Here is an 18,350-nt window from a genome sequence, read left to right on the forward strand (position 1 = left end):
CGCGCAGACGGACCTGTATTCGGCGCAGCAGACGCTGATCAGCGCGCGTCTGGCGCGCTGGACGAATCTGGTCGACCTGTATCGCGCGCTGGGCGGCGGCTGGATCCAGCGTGCCGGCGAAACGCCGCGCGCGCCGGATGCGCCGGCCGACTACGACAAGGCAGCTGCTCCGGCGGCGGCGTCGGCAGCGGCGACGAACGGGTAAGCGCAACGCAGGGCAGGCGCGGCTTCGCGCGCTTGTCCTTCGAACCGGCTGTACGCGGAAACGAAAACGCCACGGACGAAGGTCCGTGGCGTTTTTTTGTGCCGTCGAAGCGTGTGGCGCGAAGCGGGTTGGCGTGACGGCGAATGCATCGGACTTTCATGATGCCGATCACACCGGGCGCGTTGGCCTGCGTGGCCCGCGCTGCACATCGTCTCCGATGGCCCGCCTCTAGACGCGAGGAGTGGCCGCCGTGAACACGCCACCTGCTCCGTCGCCCCCAAAGCAAGACGCCACGGCATGCCGTGGCGTCTTGCGTTTACCGCGTTGCGCCGTCGTCGGGCGCGGGGCGATCAGTGGTGCACGTCGGCGGGACGCCCGTCGAAGTCGTGTCCCGCGCGCCGGATCTCGCAGCGCGCATCCTTTTCGCCTTTCACGCCGTTGAACACGATGTTCAGGATCACGGCCGAGGCCGAGGCCAGCAGGATGCCGCTGTGCAGGATCGGCGCGAGCGCCGGCGGCAGCTTCGAGAAGAAGTGCGGCGACACGACCGGCACGAGGCCCATGCCGACGCTCACGGCGACGATGAACAGGTTGTGCGAGTTGTTCACGAAGTCGACCTTCGACAGCACCTTGATGCCGTTCGCGGCGACCATCCCGAACATCACGATGCCTGCGCCGCCGAGCACGAACGGCGGTACCGACGCGACGACCTGCGCCATCTTCGGGAACAGGCCGAGCAGCACGAGGATCACGCCGCCCGTCGCACACACGAACCGGCTCTTCACGCCCGTCACGCCGATCAGGCCGACGTTCTGCGAGAACGACGTATGCGGGAACGAGTTGAAGATGCCGCCGATCAGCGTGCCGAGGCCGTCGACGCGCAGGCCGCGCACCAGGCGCTCCTGGTTGACCGGACGATCGACCATGTCGCCGACCGCGAGGAACATGCCGGTCGATTCGATGAACGTGACGAACATCACCGTGACCATCGTCACGATCGACAGCGGGTCGAAGTGCGGCATGCCGAAGTGGAACGGCATCACGATGCCGACCCACGGTGCATGCGCGACGCCGTCGGTATTCACGCGGCCGATCGCGAATGCGATCGCGAAGCCGGCGACGATGCCGAGCAGTACCGAGATGTTCGCGATGAAGCCGCGGCCGAACTTGTTGATCAGCAGGATCAGCGTCAGCACGAGCAGCGACAGGCCGAGATAGACGGGGCTGCCGTACTCGGGGTTGCCGACGCCGCCGGCCGCCCAGTTGATGCCGACTTCCATCAGCGACAGCCCGATCACCGCGATCACGGTGCCGACGACCACCGGCGGGAAGAACCGCAACAGCTTGCCGATCATCGGCGCGAGCACGATGCCGATGATGCCCGCCGCGATCGTCGATCCGAAGATGTCGAGAATGCCGAGGCCGGGGTTCGTGCCGATCGCGATCATCGGGCCGACTGCCGCGAACGTGCAGCCCATGATGACGGGCAGGCGGATCCCGAAGATCCACAGGCCCAGCGTCTGGATCAGCGTGGCGATTCCGCACGAAAACAGATCGGCGCTGATCAGGAACGCGATCTGGTCTTTCGGCAGCTTGAGCGCCGCGCCGACGATAAGCGGCACGGCGACGGCGCCGGCGTACATGACGAGGACGTGCTGCAGGCCAAGCGTTACCAGCTTGCCGGTCGGCAGCACCTCATCGCACGGATGGACCGTGTTCGATTGCATCTGTCTCACTCCATGATCTTGTTTTCGGGGTGATACGAAGTTATGCGGAATGAATCCACGCAACAAGAGCGCTGGGTACTATTCCGTTCTTTGCTGGTTCGATATGCCAATTCGGCATGGAGCAGGGTGTCGATCATCGGGAAACAGCCGCAGGAGTGAGGTTCCCCGGTTTTATAGCCCTTCAAAATAGCGCCGGCCCCCATGTCAAATATGGGCCGCTTTATGGTGTGTATCGGGCCGCGCGCATAGTGGCAAAAACGGGTGTCGAAAAATCGTGCCGGGTTAACCCGCGAACGGCCGCTTTTGCACGCAAGGTGCAGCCCGGTGAAACCCCGGTTTCGACCGCGCATCCGGCGCATCGAGCGGGCGGTAAAAACCGGGGCGCGTATCGCGATCCCGTTATCATCGGGATCCGTTCACACGAATTCACCAACCCGTCATGCGCCTGCTCGGAATCGACCTCGGCACCGGCTCCGTCAAACTCGTCACGCTCGATGCCGACGGCGTCGAGCGGGCAGTCGCGAGCGAACCTTACGCGCTGTCGTCGCCGCTGCCCGGTTGGGCCGAGATCGCGCCCGATACGTGGTGGCAGGCGCTCGTGCGCGCGGCCGCGCGGCTGCCGGCCGGCGAGCGCGCGCAGGTCGCCGCGATCGGCTTCTCGGGCCAGATGCACGGCGTCGTGCTGATCGACGCGGCCGGCCGGCCGGTGCGGCCCGCGCTGCTGTGGCCCGACGCGCGCGCCGTGCGCGAAGCGGACGCGGCGGTCTGGCCCGATGCACCGAACCCCGTCGCACCGGGCATGGCCGGCCCGCTGCTGCGCTGGCTGGCCGCGCACGAACCCGATGCGCTGCGCGCCGCGCACCGGGCCGTGCAGCCGAAGGACTGGCTGCGCATTGCGCTCGGCGGAGACGTCGCGGCCGATCCGAGCGACGCGTGCGCGACCGCGTTGGCGACGCCCGACGGCGCGTGGGATGTCACCTTGATCGACGCGCTCGGCCTGCCGGCCGACCGCTTCGCGCCGGTGCGTGCATCGACTGCGCGCTGCGGCACGCTCGGCGCGCAGGCGGCCGCCGCGCTCGGGCTGCCTGCCGGCGTGCCGCTCGCGACGGGCGCAGCCGACACTGCTTGCGCGGCGCTCGGCAGCGGGCTGGTTGCCGCGGGCGACGCGCTGCTGACGACCGGCAGCGGCGGCCAGATCGTCGTGCTCGCGGATGCGCTGCCGCCCGCGCGGCGCGGGCTGCATCGCTATCGCACGGCGGCCGGCGGCGGCTACTACACGATGGCCGCGATGCAGAACGTCGGGCTCGCGCTCGAGGCCGTGCGCGGCTGGCTCGGCTATGCGGGATGGGCCGACGCGTATGACGACGCGTTCGCGCAGCCGGCGTCGGAGCGCCTGTGCTTCCTGCCGTACCTGACGGGCGAGCGTTCGCCGTGGATGAACCCCGATGCGCGCGGCGGCTGGCTCGGCCTCGGGCTCGGCGATACGCGCGGCGCGATGATGCGCGCGGCGTTCGAGGGCGTCGCGTTCGCGTTGCGCGCGGGGCTCGACGCGATCCGCGATGCCGATCGCCGCGACCCGGTGACCACGCTGCGCCTCGCGGGCGGCGGCTCGGTCGATCCGCGCTGGCGCCAGCTGCTCGCCGACGCGCTCGGCGCGTCGCTGCACGCGATCGACTGCCCGAATGCCGCGACGCGCGGCGCCGCGCTGCTCGCGGGCGTCGCGATCGGGCACTGGCGGGAAGACGCATTGCGTGCATTGGCGCCGGCCGCGTCGCCGGTCGCGGCACCGCGCGACGACCGCACGCTGGCCGCGCGTCATGCACGCTTCATCGATCTGTACGCGCGCACGGATGCATGGTTCACGACGGGCGTTTAAACTCGAACACTTGTTCTTTTGCGCCAGCGATGACGCATCGTGGCAAGCCGGCGGCCGTTTCCCGCACGCGGCGCGTGGCGGGACCGGCCATCATGGCGAGCACGGAATGCTTTCTTCGTGTCGCGCGCGATGCCGCGCGGCACGGCTTCGACAACTTTGCATGGAACCCGGCGGGCGCCGATGCGCGCGTGCGGGCCGACCTCACAGACACACAGGAGTGACACGATGAAAACGAAAGCCGCGATTGCCTGGAAGGCGGGTGCGCCGCTGACGATCGAGGAAGTCGATCTCGAAGGGCCGCGCGCAGGCGAAGTGCTGATCGAAGTGAAGGCGACGGGCATCTGCCACACCGACTACTACACGCTGTCGGGCGCCGATCCGGAAGGGATCTTCCCGGCGATCCTCGGCCATGAAGGCGCGGGCGTGGTGGTCGACGTCGGCCCCGGCGTCGGGACCGTGCGCAAGGGCGATCACGTGATTCCGCTCTATACGCCGGAATGCCGCGAGTGCAAGTTCTGCCTGTCGCGCAAGACCAACCTGTGCCAGAAGATCCGCGCGACGCAGGGCAAGGGCCTGATGCCCGACGCGACATCGCGCTTCTCGCTCGACGGCAAGCCGCTGTTCCACTACATGGGGACGTCGACGTTCTCGAACTACATCGTCGTGCCGGAAATCGCCGTCGCGAAAGTGCGCGAGGACGCGCCGTTCGACAAGATCTGCTACATCGGCTGCGGCGTGACGACGGGCGTCGGTGCGGTCGTGTACTCGGCGAAGGTCGAGGCCGGTGCGAACGTGGTCGTGTTCGGCCTCGGCGGGATCGGCCTGAACGTGATCCAGGGCGCGAAGATGGTCGGCGCGGACAAGATCATCGGCGTCGACATCAACCCGAAGCGCGTCGAGCTCGCGAAGAAGTTCGGGATGACGCACTTCATCAACCCGAACGAAGTCGAGAACGTCGTCGACCACATCGTGCAGCTGACCGACGGCGGCGCCGACTACTCGTTCGAGTGCGTCGGCAACGTGAAGCTGATGCGCCAGGCGCTGGAATGCACGCACAAGGGCTGGGGCCAGTCGTTCATCATCGGCGTGGCCGCGGCGGGCGAGGAAATCAGCACGCGCCCGTTCCAGCTGGTCACGGGCCGCGAGTGGAAGGGCTCGGCGTTCGGCGGCGCGCGCGGGCGCACCGACGTGCCGAAGATCGTCGACTGGTACATGGAAGGCAAGATCAACATCGACGACCTGATCACGCACACGCTGCCGCTCGAGCGGATCAACGAAGGCTTCGACCTGATGAAGGCCGGCGAGTCGATCCGCTCGGTCGTGCTGTACTGACCGGGAGCGCACCGTCATGCTCGAACTCGTTTCCTCGCATGCGTGCCACGGCGGCGAGCAGCGCTTCTACCGTCACGATTCGACGGCCATCGGCCTGCCGATGAAGTTCTCGGTGTACCTGCCGCCGCAGGCGGCGCACGGCCGCGTGCCGGCGCTGTTTTATCTCGCGGGGCTCGCGTGCACCGACGAGACGTTCGCGATCAAGGGCGGTGCGCAGCAATACGCGGCGCAGCACGGCATCGCGCTCGTGATGCCCGACACGAGCCCGCGCGGCGCGGGCGTGCCGGGTGAAACCGACGCGTGGGATTTCGGCGTCGGCGCGGGCTTCTACGTCGACGCGACCGTGGCGCCGTGGTCCACGCATTACCGGATGGAGTCGTACGTGACGGGCGAGCTGCGCGAGTTGGTCGCGGCCGAGCTGCCGATCGACGGCGCGCGGCTCGGGATCTTCGGCCACTCGATGGGCGGGCACGGCGCGCTGACGCTCGCGCTGCGCCATCCGGGCCTGTACCGGTCGGTGTCGGCGTTCGCGCCGATCGCCGCGCCGACGCGCTGCCCGTGGGGCGAGAAGGCGTTCTCGGGCTACCTCGGCGACGATCGCGACGCGTGGAAGGCGCACGATGCGAGCGAGCTCGTCGCGCGCGCCGATGCGCCGAAGTTCGCGGACGGCATCCTCGTCGACCAGGGGCTGGCCGATCAGTTCCTCGCGAACCAGCTGAATCCCGACGTGTTCGAAGCCGCGTGCGCGAAGGCCGGCCAGCCGCTGACGCTGCGCCGTCATCCGGGCTACGACCACGGCTACTACTTCATCTCGACGTTCATCGCCGATCACATTGCGCATCATGCGCGGGTGCTGGCTCGGTGAGCCGTCCTTGACGCCACGTCGTTGCGCTTCAACGGGCGACGTGGCTGTCATCCTTCGATATGTACCCGGGGGCACACCCGGAAACATCACCTGCCGCCGCAAATTCGTATTCGTTCTATAGGATATCGAATCGATTCGCCGAATAATGATCGACGATTTAATCGTGGTGAAATTTGTTCGAGCGAGGCTTTGACCTGAATGGGCGACAGGGTTTGCAAGGTGTCAAACGTGTCCCCGAGCCGGGGTCTCCTTCGCTTCGTCATTCACGTCGCATGTATCCTCGGATTGCTCGTCGTTGTCACGATCACCGGAAACAAGTACGCGTGGATGCATGAAATCGATCCATCCGCCGCGGTCGACGCGATCAAGGACGAAGCTTGCGACTACATGCTTGTCAGCTACGCATTGCTCATGGTCGTTGCGATCACACAGGCGTGTTGCTCAAGAGAGCCGGGGCCACAGGTGCCAAACCCTGGATCGGGTTCCTGATCCTCGCGGCAACGGTTGTGTGCGCATGGAGAGCGATCTCGTGACGCCATCCGCACGCATGCAACTCGTCATGCCCGCCGCAACAAGCTCGCGCCGTACACGAGCGCCGACAGCGCGGTGATCCAGAAGCTCGTCGGCCAATCAGTGTGATACGCGAGCACGATGCCGGCCCACGCCTCGAACAGCGCGAACAGCGCGGCGAGCAGCACGCCCGTCGACAGCCGCGTCGACACGTTCTGCGCGGCCGCCGCCGGCCCGACCAGCAACGTGAACACGAGCAGCACGCCGACGATCTGCGTGGCCGCGGCCACCGCGAGCGCGCACACCGCGAGGAACAGCATCGACACCGTGCGCAGCGACACGCCCTTCGCTTCGGCCAGTTCCGGCTGCAGCGACGCGAACAGCAGCGGCCGCGCGATCAGTGCGAGCGCGGCGAGGCTCACCGCGCCGATGCCCGCGAGCACCGCGAGCGTGTCGCGGCTCACCGCGAGCACGTTGCCGAACAGCAGCGCGGTGACCTGCGTCGCGAACGACGTATAGAAATGCAGGAACAGCAGGCCGAAGCCGAGCGCACCCGACAGGATCACGCCGATCGCGACGTCGCGGCCCGCGAGCTTTTCGCCGAGCGCGCCCATCCCGATCCCGGCCGCGAGCGTGAAGCCGACCATCCCCCAGATCGGCGAGATGCCGAGCAGCACCGCGCCCGTCGCGCCGGTGAAGCCGACGTGCGACAGCGCGTGACCGGCGAAGGTCTGCCCGCGCAGCACCAGGAAGTAGCCGACGATGCCCGCGAGCACCGCGACGATCCCCGACGCCGCGAAGGCGTTGATCATGAAGTCGTATTCAAACATCGTGCGAATGCCCGGGATGAGCGTGTCCGTGGTGGTGATGGCCGTGGCCGCCGCCGCCGTGCGAGTGACCGTCGTCGTCCTCGTGTTCGTGGTCGTGTTTCTCGATCTCGACGTCGCCGGACATCACGAAGATCTTGCCGTTCACACGCATCACGTCGATCGGCGACCCGTAGAGCCGCGACAGCACCGGCTTCGTGATCACCTCGTCGACGGTACCGAGCGCCGCGACGCCGTTGCCGAGATACAGCACGCGGTCGAGCGCGTTCAGCAGCGGATTCAGTTCGTGCGCGGAGAACAGCACGGTGATGCCGAGCTCGCGCTGCACGTTGCGCACGAGTTCGACGACGCCGCGCTGGTGGTTCGGGTCGAGGCTGATCAGCGGCTCGTCGAGCAGCAGCAGCTTCGGATTGCCGAGCAGGCACTGCGCGAGCAGCAGGCGCTGGCGTTCGCCGCCCGACAGCTCGGATAGCGGCCGGCGCGCGAGCGTCCGGCCGCCGACGAGATCGAGCACGCGGTCGACGTCGCGGCGCGTGGCCGCGTTCGTGTGCGGCAAGCCCCAGCGGTGGCCGTCGGCGGCCATCGCGACGAAGTCGTAGCCGCGCATCCGGCGGTTCGCGAGGCCGCTCCTGATCTGCGGCATGTAGCCGATCGACGGGTTGCCGCGCACGACCGGCACGCCGCCGACGGACAGCGTGCCGGCCGACACGGGCACGAGGCCGAGCACCGCGCGCATCAGCGTCGTCTTGCCCGCGCCGTTCGGCCCGAGCACGCCGACGAATTCGCCGGGTTCGATCGAGAAGCTGACATCGCGCAGGATCGTGCGCCCGCCCAGTTCGAGCGTGACGCGATCGACGGCGAGTGCGTGGGGAGTGACGGTCATGTCGTTACGGTTAGCTATTACTTGCCGGCTGAAAGCGCGTTGCCGAGCGCGTCGAGCTGGCCGGCCATCCATTGCTGGAAGGTCTTGCCGGCCGGCTGCGTCTCGGTGACGCTGACGGTCGGCACGCCGCCGTCGCGTGCGATCTTCAGCATGCGCTTGGTCATCGGTTCTTCGGCCTGGCTGTTGTAGATCAGTACGTGCACCTGCTTCTTGCGCAGGTCGTTCTCGAACGCGGCGACATCCTGCGCGCTGGCTTCGGTGTTGTTCATCGTCGCGAGCTGGAAGCGCTGGTTGCGCATGTCGAGGCCGATCGCATCGGACATATAGCCGAACACGGGCTCGGTGGCCGTCACGGGCACGCCCTTGTACTTCGCGCGCAGCGCGGCGACCTTGTCGTCGACGGGCTTCAGCGACGCAACGAACTTCTGCAGGTTCGCATCGTAGTCGGCCCTGTTCGCCGGGTCGGCGCGGCCGAACTCGGTCGCGATCGCGCGCGCGGCCGCCGGCATCGTCGCAGGGTCGTACCACAGGTGCGGGTTGTCGCCGGCCTTCTTGCCGACCAGGTCGGCGACGACGATCGTCGCGCGCTTCGCCTGTTTCGATGCGCCGAGCAGCTTGCCCATCCACGGATCGTAGTCGGCGCCGTTGTAGATCACGACCTGCGCGCGCTGGAGCGCGCGGGCCGTCTTCGGGCTCGCTTCGAACAGGTGCGGATCCTGGTCGGGATTGCTGAGGATGCTCGTGACCGCGACATGGCGGCCGCCGATCTGCGACGCGACGTCGCCGTAGAAATTCTCGGCGGCGACGACGTTGACGGTCGCGGCCTGCGCAACCACGGGCGCGGCGAACGACAGCGCGGCGACGGCGGTGGCCAGCCAGCGGACAGGCGACAGGGCGCGCCGCGGCGCGCGCTTCAGGGCAATGGACATGGAACTCCTCGTTGGAAGGGGCGGCGCGTGGCCGCGCGATACGGCGTCAGCGCTGGGCGGGCTTGCGCTTGCAGTGCCCGCACAGGCCGCTCAGCTCGACGACCTGGTGGTGGACTTCGAAACCGTGTGCGGGCTCGCTCGCGGACAGCTGCTTCGCGAGGTCGCCGCCGGGAATCTCGACGGTGTCGCCGCACGAATCGCAGATCAGGAACTGACCTTCGTGCGGCACGCCGATCTCGCAGCACGCGAGGAACGCGTTCTTCGATTCGATCCGGTGGATGAAGCCGTGCTCGACGAGGAAATCCAGCGCGCGATAGACGGTGGTCGGCGGCACGCGGCCGCGCTGCGGTTCGAGTTCGGCGAGCAGGTCGTACGCGCCGATCGGGCGCTGCGCGGCCAGCACGCGTTCGTAGACCTGACGGCGCAGCGGCGTCCACGCGAGCCCGTGCTCGGCGGCGAATGCGTCGGCCCGGGACAGCCGGGCGTCAATGGACGAGGAGGTAGCCATGGCGTGAAGCAGGGCGATGAAACAAAGTATGGCGATGATATAACGTATCGTCGCGCCGTGCAGCGCGAATTCTCCTTTCCGTTCCCGCTCCGTCCCTTTCACCGCCGCTGCCACTGCGCCGCACCGTGCGCCTCTCGCCTTGTCGAGCGGGCGCGGCGGCGCATCGTCATGCGCCGCTGTGCCGCAGCGCGTCATAGAAAGCCGTCACGTCGTCTTGACAGCGCGTATCGCGTATCCGATCATTCGATCACTAACAGAGCAATTGATCGGTCATCGAGCGTTCGCTCACCTCGTGGCCGTCGTACAGCAGAACGAACCGGAGACAGCCAGTGAGACTGGAAGACAAGGTCGCGATCCTGACGGGCGCCGCAAGCGGCATCGGCGAGGCGGTCGCGCAACGCTATCTGGACGAGGGCGCGCGCTGCGTGCTCGTCGACCTGAAGCCCGCCAGCGGCTCGCTCGCGCGGCTGATCGAGGCGAACCCGGGCCGCGCGGTGGCCGTCACCGCGGACGTCACGCGCCGCGGCGACATCGAGCGGATCGTCGCGACGGCGGTCGAGCGCTTCGGCGGCGTCGACATCCTGTTCAACAATGCGGCGCTGTTCGACATGCGTCCGATCCTCGACGAATCGTGGGACGTGTTCGACCGGCTGTTCGCGGTCAACGTGAAAGGGCTGTTCTTCCTGATGCAGGCCGTCGCGCAGCGGATGGTCGAGCAGGGGCGCGGCGGCAAGATCGTCAACATGTCGTCGCAGGCCGGCCGTCGCGGCGAGGCGCTCGTTTCGCACTACTGCGCGACCAAGGCCGCGGTGATCAGCTATACGCAGTCGGCCGCGCTCGCGCTTGCGCCGCACCGGATCAACGTGAACGGGATTGCGCCGGGCGTCGTCGACACGCCGATGTGGGAACAGGTCGACGCGCTGTTCGCGCGCTACGAGAACCGGCCGCTCGGCGAGAAGAAGCGGCTTGTAGGCGAAGCCGTGCCGCTCGGCCGCATGGGCGTGCCGGGCGACCTGACGGGCGCCGCGCTGTTCCTCGCGTCGGCCGACGCCGACTACATCACTGCCCAGACGCTGAACGTCGACGGCGGCAACTGGATGAGCTGACGTGATGCCGCTCGCACGCGCAACCTGCCGGCCGGCCCGCGACGAAGCGGCCGCCGGCGAACGAGGAGGGCACGCCTGATGGCCGAGATCGTCGTCGCCGGCGAACTGCTCGCCGAATTCGTCGCCGCCGAGCGCGGCCAGGGCTTCGAGACGCCGGGCCTGTTCGCCGGACCGTTTCCGAGCGGCGCGCCGGCGATCTTCGCCGACCAGGCCGCGCGGCTCGGCGCGCGTGTCGCGTATGCGGGCTGCGTCGGCCGCGATGCGTTCGGCGACGCGATCGTCGCGCGGCTCGAACGCGACGGCGTCGAGGTCGCGCGCATCCGCCGCGTCGCACGCCCGACCGGCACCGCGTTCGTCGCGTATCGCGAAGACGGTTCGCGCAGCTTCGTGTTTACGCTGGCCACCAGCGCCGCCGCGTGCGTCGATGCATCCGATGTCGATAGCGCGATGTTCGACGGCTGCCGCTACTTTCACGTGATGGGCTCGTCGCTGACGAGCGAATCGGCGATCGCCGCCGTGCAGCGCGGCGTGATCGAGGCCGCGCGCACCGGCGCCAAGGTGTCGTTCGATCCGAACGTGCGCCCCGAGATGCTGGGTTTTCGCCCGATGCGCGCGGCGCTCGACGAGATGCTCGCCGCGTGCCACCTGTTCCTGCCGAGCGAGGCCGACCTGCCGTTCTTCTGCGGGCCGCAGCCGGCCGAGCGCGCGATCGCGGGCCTGCTCGCGACGCATCCGCTGCTCGAGCGCGTCGTGCTGAAGCGCGGCGCAGAGGGCAGCGTCGCGTTCGACCGTGCGAGCCGCGTCGACGCACCGGCCTTTCCGGTCGACGAAGTCGACCCGACCGGTGCCGGCGACTGCTTCGGCGGCACGCTGGTCGCGAGCCTCGTCGCGGGCGTGCCGATCGATGCCGCACTGCGCCGCGCGAACGCGGCCGGCGCGATCGCGGTCACGCGGCGCGGTCCGATGGAAGGCAACAGCAGCGCGGCCGAGATCGACCGCTTCCTGACCGAACGAGGTATCGCATGTCCGGCCTGACGTCCTTCGCCGAGCGCCCACGCACGCGCACCGCGCATGCGGACGCGGTGCTGCGGATGATCTTCGACGCGAACCGCGCCGACGCGCAGCGCGGCATCTATTCGATCTGCAGTGCGCACCGGCTCGTGCTGGAGGCCGCGTGCGAAGCTGCGCGCGCGGACGGTTCTCCGCTGCTGATCGAGGCAACCTGCAACCAGGTGAACCATCTCGGCGGCTATACGGGCATGACGCCTGCCGATTTCCGCCGCGACGTCGATGCGATCGCCGCGCGTTGCGGGCTCGCGCCGTCGGCGCTCGTGCTCGGCGGCGATCACCTCGGCCCGAATCCGTGGCGGCATCGCCGCGCGGCCGACGCGATGCGCGAGGCCGTCGCGATGGTCGCCGCCTATGTCGAGGCCGGCTTCGAGAAGATCCACCTCGATGCGAGCATGGCGTGCGCGGACGATCCGGTGCGGCTCGACGACCGCACGATCGCCGCACGCGCGGCCGAGCTGTGCCGCGCGGCGGAAGACGCGGCGCAGCGCGCTGGGATCGCGCCCGTCTATGTGATCGGCACCGAGGTGCCGACGCCGGGCGGCGAAGTGAGCGGCAGTGCGAACGACGGGGACGATGCGGTGATCGCGCGGATCGCGGTCACGCGCAGCGACAGCATCGCGGCGACGCTCGACGCGCACCGCCGCGCGTTCGCGGCAGCCGGGCTCGACGATGCGTGGACGCGCGTCGTCGCGATCGTCGCGCAGCCGGGTGTCGACTTCGACGATCGCCACGTGCTCGACTACGACAGTGCGAAGGCGGCGTCGCTCGGCGCGAGTATCCTGCAGACACCTCGCCTCGTATTCGAGGCGCATTCGACCGATTACCAGACCGAAGGCGCGCTCGCCGCGCTCGTGCGCGACCACTTCGCGGTGCTGAAGGTCGGCCCCGCGCTGACGTTCGCGCTGCGCGAGGCGCTGTTCGCGCTGACGTTCATCGAGGATGCGCTGATCGACGACGTCGCGCAGCGCTCGCGGCTGCGCGACGTCGTCGACACCGCGATGCGCGCGCAGCCCGAGCACTGGGCGCCGTACTACCGCGGCGACGAGACCGAGCAGCGGCTCGCACGCCAGTTCAGCTACAGCGACCGCATCCGCTATTACTGGCTGCAGCCGGCCGTCGCGGCCGCGGTCGAGCAGCTGTTCGGCAACCTCGCGCGGCAGCCGGTGCCGGAGACGCTCGTCGCGCAGTGGCTGCCGGATGTCTACGCGGCGTGCCGCGCGGGCGGCCTCGCGAAAGAGCCGCGCGCGTGGGTGCGCCACCGGATACGCGACGTGATCGCGCACTATGCGCGCGCGTGCGGAATGCAGCGGCCGGCGTGACGGGCCGCGAAGGAAACGACGCAACACCACGCAAGACCGACGACACTTCGAACAAACACAGGAGACATGCCATGCAACGAAAGATGCTCGACGCCGCCGCACGCTGCTTCGCCGGAGCCGCGCTCGCGACGGCGGCCTGCGCGGCGTCCGCCGGCACGCTGACGATCGCGACGCTGAACAACCCCGACATGATCGAGCTGAAGAAGCTGTCGCCGGCGTTCGAGAAGGCGAACCCCGACATCAAGCTGAACTGGGTGATCCTCGAGGAGAACGTGCTGCGCCAGCGCGCGACGACCGACATCACGACCGGCAGCGGCCAGTTCGACGTGATGGCGATCGGCACCTACGAGACGCCGCAGTGGGGCAAGCGCGGCTGGCTCGCGCCGATGACGGGCCTGCCGGCCGACTACGACCTGAACGACATCGTGAAGACCGCGCGCGACAGCCTGTCGTACAACGGCCAGCTCTATGCGCTGCCGTTCTACGTCGAAAGCTCGATGACGTTCTACCGCAAGGACCTGTTCGCGGCGAAGGGGCTGAAGATGCCCGACCAGCCGACCTACGACCAGATCGCGGATTTCGCGGACAAGCTCACCGACAAGTCGAAGGGCACCTACGGGATCTGCCTGCGCGGCAAGGCCGGCTGGGGCGAGAACATGGCGTTCGTGTCGACGGTCGTGAACACGTACGGCGGGCGCTGGTTCGACGAGAACTGGAACGCGCAGCTCACGTCGCCCGAATGGAAGAAGGCGATCAATTTCTACGTGAACCTGCTGAAGAAGAACGGGCCGCCGGGCGCGAGCTCGAACGGCTTCAACGAGAACCTGACGCTGACCGCATCGGGCAAGTGCGCGATGTGGATCGACGCGACGGTCGCGGCCGGGATGCTCTACAACAAGCAGCAGTCGCAGGTGGCCGACAAGATCGGCTTCGCGGCCGCGCCGGTCGCCGCCACGCCGAAGGGCTCGCACTGGCTGTGGGCGTGGGCGCTCGCGGTGCCGAAGACGTCGAAGCAGCAGGATGCCGCGCGCAAGTTCATCGCGTGGGCGACGTCGAAGCAGTACATCGAGATGGTCGGCAAGGACGAGGGTTGGGCGTCGGTGCCGCCGGGCACGCGCACGTCGACGTATCAGCGGCCCGAGTACAAGGCGGCCGCGCCGTTCTCGGACTTCGTGCTGAAGGCGATCGAGACGGCCGACCCGAACGACCCGTCGCTGAAGAAGGTGCCGTACACGGGCGTGCAGTACGTCGGGATTCCTGAATTCCAGTCGTTCGGCACGGTGGTCGGCCAGTCGATCGCGGGTGCGGTCGCGGGCCAGATGTCGGTCGACCAGGCGCTCGCCGCCGGGCAGGCCGCCGCCGACCGTGCGGTGCGGCAGGCAGGCTACAAGAAGTAACGCGTCAGCCGTCGTGCGGCCCGCGGCGTGCGCCGTTGCACACGCCGCGGGCCGGCGAAGCTGAAACGCGGGCAGGTCGTTCGCGCCCGCGCATCAACCGGAGGGACTCCGATCATGCGTCACCTGCGTCTTCCCCTGAGTCACGCTCATGCGCCGTCGGTCGGCGATGCGTCGTCGCCGCCGGGCGCGCCGCGCCGCGCGCGCGGCGGTGCGAGCTGGCTCGTGTCGCCGTCCGTCGCGGTGCTGCTGCTGTGGATGTCGATTCCGCTCGCGATGACGATCTGGTATTCGTTCTCGCGCTACAACCTGCTGAACCCCGACGTGAAGGGTTTCGCAGGGTTCGACAACTACCGCTTCCTCGCGACCGATCCGTCGTTCCTGCCCGCGATCTGGCACACGCTCGTGCTGATCGGCGCGGTGCTCGCGATCACGGTGGTCGGCGGCGTGCTGATGGCCGTGCTGTTCGACCGCAAGTTCTACGGGCAGGGCGTCGCGCGCCTGCTCGCGATCGCACCGTTCTTCGTGATGCCGACCGTCTCCGCGCTGATCTGGAAGAACATGATCCTGCATCCGGTGTACGGGCTCGTCGCGAACGCGATGCGCGCGCTCGGGATGACGCCGATCGACTGGTTCGCCGATTACCCGCTCACCGCGGTGATCATCATCGTCGCGTGGCAGTGGCTGCCGTTCGCGTTCCTGATCCTGTTCACCGCGATCCAGTCGCTCGACCAGGAGCAGAAGGAAGCCGCGCGCATCGACGGCGCGGGCCCGATCGCGATGTTCTTCTACATCACGCTGCCGCACTTGAAGCGTGCGATCGCCGTGGTCGTGATGATGGAAACGATCTTCCTGCTGTCGATCTTCGCGGAGATCTACACGACGACCGGCGGCGGCCCCGGCGACGCGACGACCAACCTGTCGTACCTGATCTATGCGCTCGGCCTGCAGCAGTTCGACGTCGGCCTCGCGTCCGCGGGCGGCATCATCGCCGTGGTGGTCGCGAACGTCGTGTCGTTCTTCCTCGTGCGGATGCTCGCGCGCAACCTGAAGGGGGAGTACGAAAAATGAGCGACCTGACTATCGCAGGCCGGCGCGCGCCGGCTGCATTCGACCTCGCGCGGCGCGCGCTGCCCGGCACGCTCGCGTGGCTGATCGCGCTGCTGCTGTTCTTCCCGATCTTCTGGATGGCGATCACCGCATTCAAGACCGAGCAGCAGGCATACGCGTCGTCGCTGTTCTTCATGCCGACGCTCGACAGCTTCCGCGAGGTGTTCGCGCGCAGCAACTACTTCTCGTTCGCGTGGAATTCGGTGCTGATCTCGGCCGGCGTCACGGTGATCTCGCTGCTGTTTGCGGTGCCGGCCGCGTACGCGATGGCATTCTTCCCGAACCACCGCACGCAGAAGGTGCTGCTGTGGATGCTGTCGACGAAGATGATGCCGTCGGTCGGCGTGCTGGTGCCGATCTACCTGCTGTGGAAGAACGCGGGGCTGCTCGATACCGTGTCGGGCCTCGTGATCGTCTACACGCTGATCAACCTGCCGATCGCGGTGTGGATGACCTTCACGTACTTCAACGAAATCCCGAAGGACATCCTCGAAGCCGGGCGCATCGACGGCGCATCGACGTGGCAGGAGATCGTCTACCTGCTGATGCCGATGGCGCTGCCGGGGCTCGCATCGACCGCGCTGCTGCTCGTGATCCTGTCGTGGAACGAGGCGTTCTGGAGCATCAACCTGTCGAGCTCGAACGCCGCGCCGCTGACCGTGTTCATCGCGTCGTACTCGAGCCCCGAAGGGTTGTTCTGGGCGAAGCTGTCCGCGGCGTCGCTGCTGGCGGTCGCGCCGATCCTGATCGTCGGCTGGCTGTCGCAGAAGCAACTCGTGCGCGGGCTCACGTTCGGGGCCGTCAAATGAGCGCGACGAACGTCCTGATCTGCGATTGCGACGGCGTGCTGATCGACAGCGAGGCAGTGGCAGCCGATGTGCTCGTGCACGAACTCGATGCGCGCTGGCCGGGCGTCGATGCGCGGCCGGCCGTGATGCCGCTGCTCGGACTGCGCATCGAGCGCGTGCTGGCTGGCGCTTCCGAGGCGGTGGGGCGGACGCTGTCGAACGACGACGTCGTCGAAATCCGCGCCGCGGTCGAGGCGGCGGCCGTCAATGCGCCGATGGTCGACGGCATCGATACGGCGCTCGCCGCGATCCCGTTAACGACTGCGTGCGCGAGCAACAGCTACCGCGCATACGTCGAGGCGGCGCTCGCGCGCACGGGCCTCGCACGCTTCTTCGGCAACCGCCTGTTCTGCGCGGATACGGTCGCGCGGCCGAAGCCCGCGCCCGACGTGTACCTCGCGGCCGCGCGCACGCTCGGCGTCGCGCCCGTGCAGTGCCTCGTGGTCGAGGACAGCGTGACGGGCATCACCGCGGCCGCCGCGGCCGGCATGACCGTGCTCGGCTTCGTCGGCGGCGGGCATGCGTCCGCGGCCCAGATCGACGCGCTGCGCGGGATCGGCGCGCGTCACGTATTCGACGACATGCACGAGCTGCCCGGCTACGTCGCGCGCTGGCAGGCGACGGGCGCGGTGCTGCCGAACTAGCAATCAGGAACGAAGGCGCGCCGCTTTCAACGCGGCGCATCACGAACGAACGGAGACAGATCATGGCAAGCGTGCTCCTGCGCAATATCGCGAAGCGCTACGACGACACCGAAGTGCTGCGCAACGTGAACCTCGACATCGCCGACGGCGAATTCGTCGTGTTCGTCGGGCCGAGCGGCTGCGGCAAATCCACGCTGATGCGGATGATCGCGGGCCTCGAGGATATTTCGAACGGCGACCTGCTGATCGACGGTGCGAAGGTCAACGACGTGCCGAGCGCGAAGCGCGGCATCGCGATGGTGTTCCAGTCGTATGCGCTGTACCCGCACATGACGCTGTACGACAACATGGCGTTCGGCCTGAAGCTCGCGGGCGCGAAGAAGCCCGAGATCGACCAGGCCGTGAAGCAGGCCGCGAAGATCCTGCATATCGATCACCTGCTCGACCGCAAGCCGAAGCAGCTGTCGGGCGGCCAGCGGCAGCGCGTCGCGATCGGCCGCGCGATCACGCGCAAGCCGAAGGTGTTCCTGTTCGACGAACCGCTGTCGAACCTCGACGCCGCGCTGCGCGTGAAGATGCGGCTGGAATTCGCGCGGCTGCACGACGAACTGAAGACGACGATGATCTACGTGACGCACGACCAGGTCGAGGCGATGACGCTCGCCGACAAGATCGTCGTGCTGTCGGGCGGCGCGGTGCAGCAGGTCGGCACGCCGAACGCGCTGTATCACGCACCGGCGAACCAGTTCGTCGCGGGCTTCATCGGCTCGCCGAAGATGAACTTCCTGAAGGGCACGGTCGAATCGGTCGATGCGGGCGGCGTGCTCGTGCGCTTCGACAGCGGCGAGACGCAGCGCGTCGCGGTGGAAGCGACCGGGCTGCAGCGCGGTGCCGCGGTGACCGTCGGCGTGCGGCCCGAGCACCTGCTGGTCGATGCGGCGGCGGCAGGCGTCGCCGCGCGGACGATGGCCGTCGAGTCGCTCGGCGATGCCGCATATCTGTATGCGGAGTCGGCCGTCGCGCCGGACGGGTTGATCGCGCGGATTCCGCCGCTCGACACGTACCGCACCGGCGAGACGCTGCGCGTGCATGCGCAGGCCGAGCACTGCCATCTGTTCGACGAAAACGGGCAGGCGTTCCGGCGGCTCAGCGTGCACGCGAAGGCGGCGTGACGCACGGCACGTGCGCCTGCGGTG

16 protein-coding genes and 1 pseudogene are annotated in these 18,350 nt (G+C 68.2%); 12 read left to right on the top strand and 5 right to left on the bottom strand.

The genetic code is table 11. The features are described from left to right. Positions 1-205 (top strand): annotated as a pseudogene (locus U5798_RS32265) (multidrug transporter); the annotation flags it as partial. A 350-nt stretch (positions 206-555) separates the two neighbouring features. Here the strand turns inward: U5798_RS32265 and U5798_RS32270 are convergent. Beyond that, positions 556-1,932, bottom strand: coding sequence for a nucleobase:cation symporter-2 family protein (locus U5798_RS32270; RefSeq protein ID WP_021159518.1), 1,377 nt, complete (start codon positions 1,930-1,932; stop codon positions 556-558). A gap of 439 nt (positions 1,933-2,371) precedes the next feature. On the opposite strand from U5798_RS32270, the gene U5798_RS32275 reads away from it, so the two are divergent. The 3 genes from U5798_RS32275 (at position 2,372) to fghA (ending at position 6,005) form a co-directional block, all read left to right on the top strand. Next, positions 2,372-3,808, top strand: coding sequence for a xylulokinase (locus U5798_RS32275; protein ID WP_322084359.1), 1,437 nt, complete (start codon positions 2,372-2,374; stop codon positions 3,806-3,808). A 225-nt stretch (positions 3,809-4,033) separates the two neighbouring features. Continuing rightward, positions 4,034-5,140: an S-(hydroxymethyl)glutathione dehydrogenase/class III alcohol dehydrogenase gene (locus tag U5798_RS32280; protein WP_006483756.1), complete on the top strand. Its 1,107-nt coding sequence runs from the start codon at positions 4,034-4,036 to the stop codon at positions 5,138-5,140. 16 nt (positions 5,141-5,156) lie between these two features. Beyond that, a complete protein-coding gene (gene fghA / locus U5798_RS32285) occupies positions 5,157-6,005 on the top strand; it encodes an S-formylglutathione hydrolase (RefSeq protein ID WP_322084360.1) in 849 nt (282 codons plus the stop codon). Positions 6,006-6,562: 557 nt separating this feature from the next. Here fghA and U5798_RS32290 read toward each other — a convergent pair. The 4 genes from U5798_RS32290 to U5798_RS32305 are packed head-to-tail and all read right to left on the bottom strand — an operon-like array spanning position 6,563 to position 9,662. Beyond that, positions 6,563-7,345, bottom strand: coding sequence for a metal ABC transporter permease (locus U5798_RS32290; protein ID WP_124456417.1), 783 nt, complete (start codon positions 7,343-7,345; stop codon positions 6,563-6,565). Next, positions 7,338-8,225: an ABC transporter ATP-binding protein gene (locus tag U5798_RS32295; RefSeq protein ID WP_322084361.1), complete on the bottom strand. Its 888-nt coding sequence runs from the start codon at positions 8,223-8,225 to the stop codon at positions 7,338-7,340. Before U5798_RS32295 ends, U5798_RS32290 begins: the two co-directional genes overlap by 8 nt. 17 nt (positions 8,226-8,242) lie before the next feature. Beyond that, a complete protein-coding gene (locus tag U5798_RS32300; protein WP_322084362.1) occupies positions 8,243-9,154 on the bottom strand; it encodes a metal ABC transporter solute-binding protein in 912 nt (303 codons plus the stop codon). A gap of 46 nt (positions 9,155-9,200) precedes the next feature. Next, a complete protein-coding gene (locus U5798_RS32305; RefSeq protein ID WP_124456414.1) occupies positions 9,201-9,662 on the bottom strand; it encodes a Fur family transcriptional regulator in 462 nt (153 codons plus the stop codon). 329 nt (positions 9,663-9,991) lie between these two features. Here U5798_RS32305 and U5798_RS32310 point away from each other — a divergent pair, with 329 nt between their 5' ends. The 8 genes from U5798_RS32310 (at position 9,992) to U5798_RS32345 (ending at position 18,326) form a co-directional block, all read left to right on the top strand. Further along, on the top strand, positions 9,992-10,768 hold the full coding sequence (locus tag U5798_RS32310) for an L-iditol 2-dehydrogenase (protein ID WP_322084363.1): 777 nt from the start codon (positions 9,992-9,994) through the stop codon (positions 10,766-10,768). Between the two features lie 78 nt (positions 10,769-10,846). Then, on the top strand, positions 10,847-11,803 hold the full coding sequence (locus tag U5798_RS32315; RefSeq protein ID WP_124456412.1) for a sugar kinase: 957 nt from the start codon (positions 10,847-10,849) through the stop codon (positions 11,801-11,803). Then, positions 11,791-13,158: a D-tagatose-bisphosphate aldolase, class II, non-catalytic subunit gene (locus U5798_RS32320; RefSeq protein WP_322084364.1), complete on the top strand. Its 1,368-nt coding sequence runs from the start codon at positions 11,791-11,793 to the stop codon at positions 13,156-13,158. Before U5798_RS32315 ends, U5798_RS32320 begins: the two co-directional genes overlap by 13 nt. 71 nt (positions 13,159-13,229) lie before the next feature. After that, complete coding sequence (locus U5798_RS32325; RefSeq protein ID WP_322084365.1) at positions 13,230-14,555, top strand: sugar ABC transporter substrate-binding protein; 1,326 nt, start codon at positions 13,230-13,232, stop codon at positions 14,553-14,555. 114 nt (positions 14,556-14,669) lie between these two features. Next, positions 14,670-15,623, top strand: a complete 954-nt coding sequence (locus U5798_RS32330; protein WP_006496497.1) for a carbohydrate ABC transporter permease — start codon at positions 14,670-14,672, stop codon at positions 15,621-15,623. Then, positions 15,620-16,471 (top strand): carbohydrate ABC transporter permease, encoded by an 852-nt coding sequence (locus U5798_RS32335; protein ID WP_322084366.1) that lies wholly within the window; start codon positions 15,620-15,622, stop codon positions 16,469-16,471. Before U5798_RS32330 ends, U5798_RS32335 begins: the two co-directional genes overlap by 4 nt. After that, on the top strand, positions 16,468-17,154 hold the full coding sequence (locus U5798_RS32340) for an HAD family phosphatase (protein ID WP_322084367.1): 687 nt from the start codon (positions 16,468-16,470) through the stop codon (positions 17,152-17,154). The genes U5798_RS32335 and U5798_RS32340 overlap by 4 nt, the downstream gene beginning before the upstream one ends. 62 nt (positions 17,155-17,216) lie before the next feature. After that, a complete protein-coding gene (locus tag U5798_RS32345) occupies positions 17,217-18,326 on the top strand; it encodes a sn-glycerol-3-phosphate ABC transporter ATP-binding protein UgpC (RefSeq protein WP_322084368.1) in 1,110 nt (369 codons plus the stop codon). The last annotated feature ends 24 nt before the right edge of the window (positions 18,327-18,350 follow it).

Source organism: Burkholderia sp. BCC1972, from assembly GCF_905339605.1.
Taxonomy (GTDB): domain Bacteria; phylum Pseudomonadota; class Gammaproteobacteria; order Burkholderiales; family Burkholderiaceae; genus Burkholderia.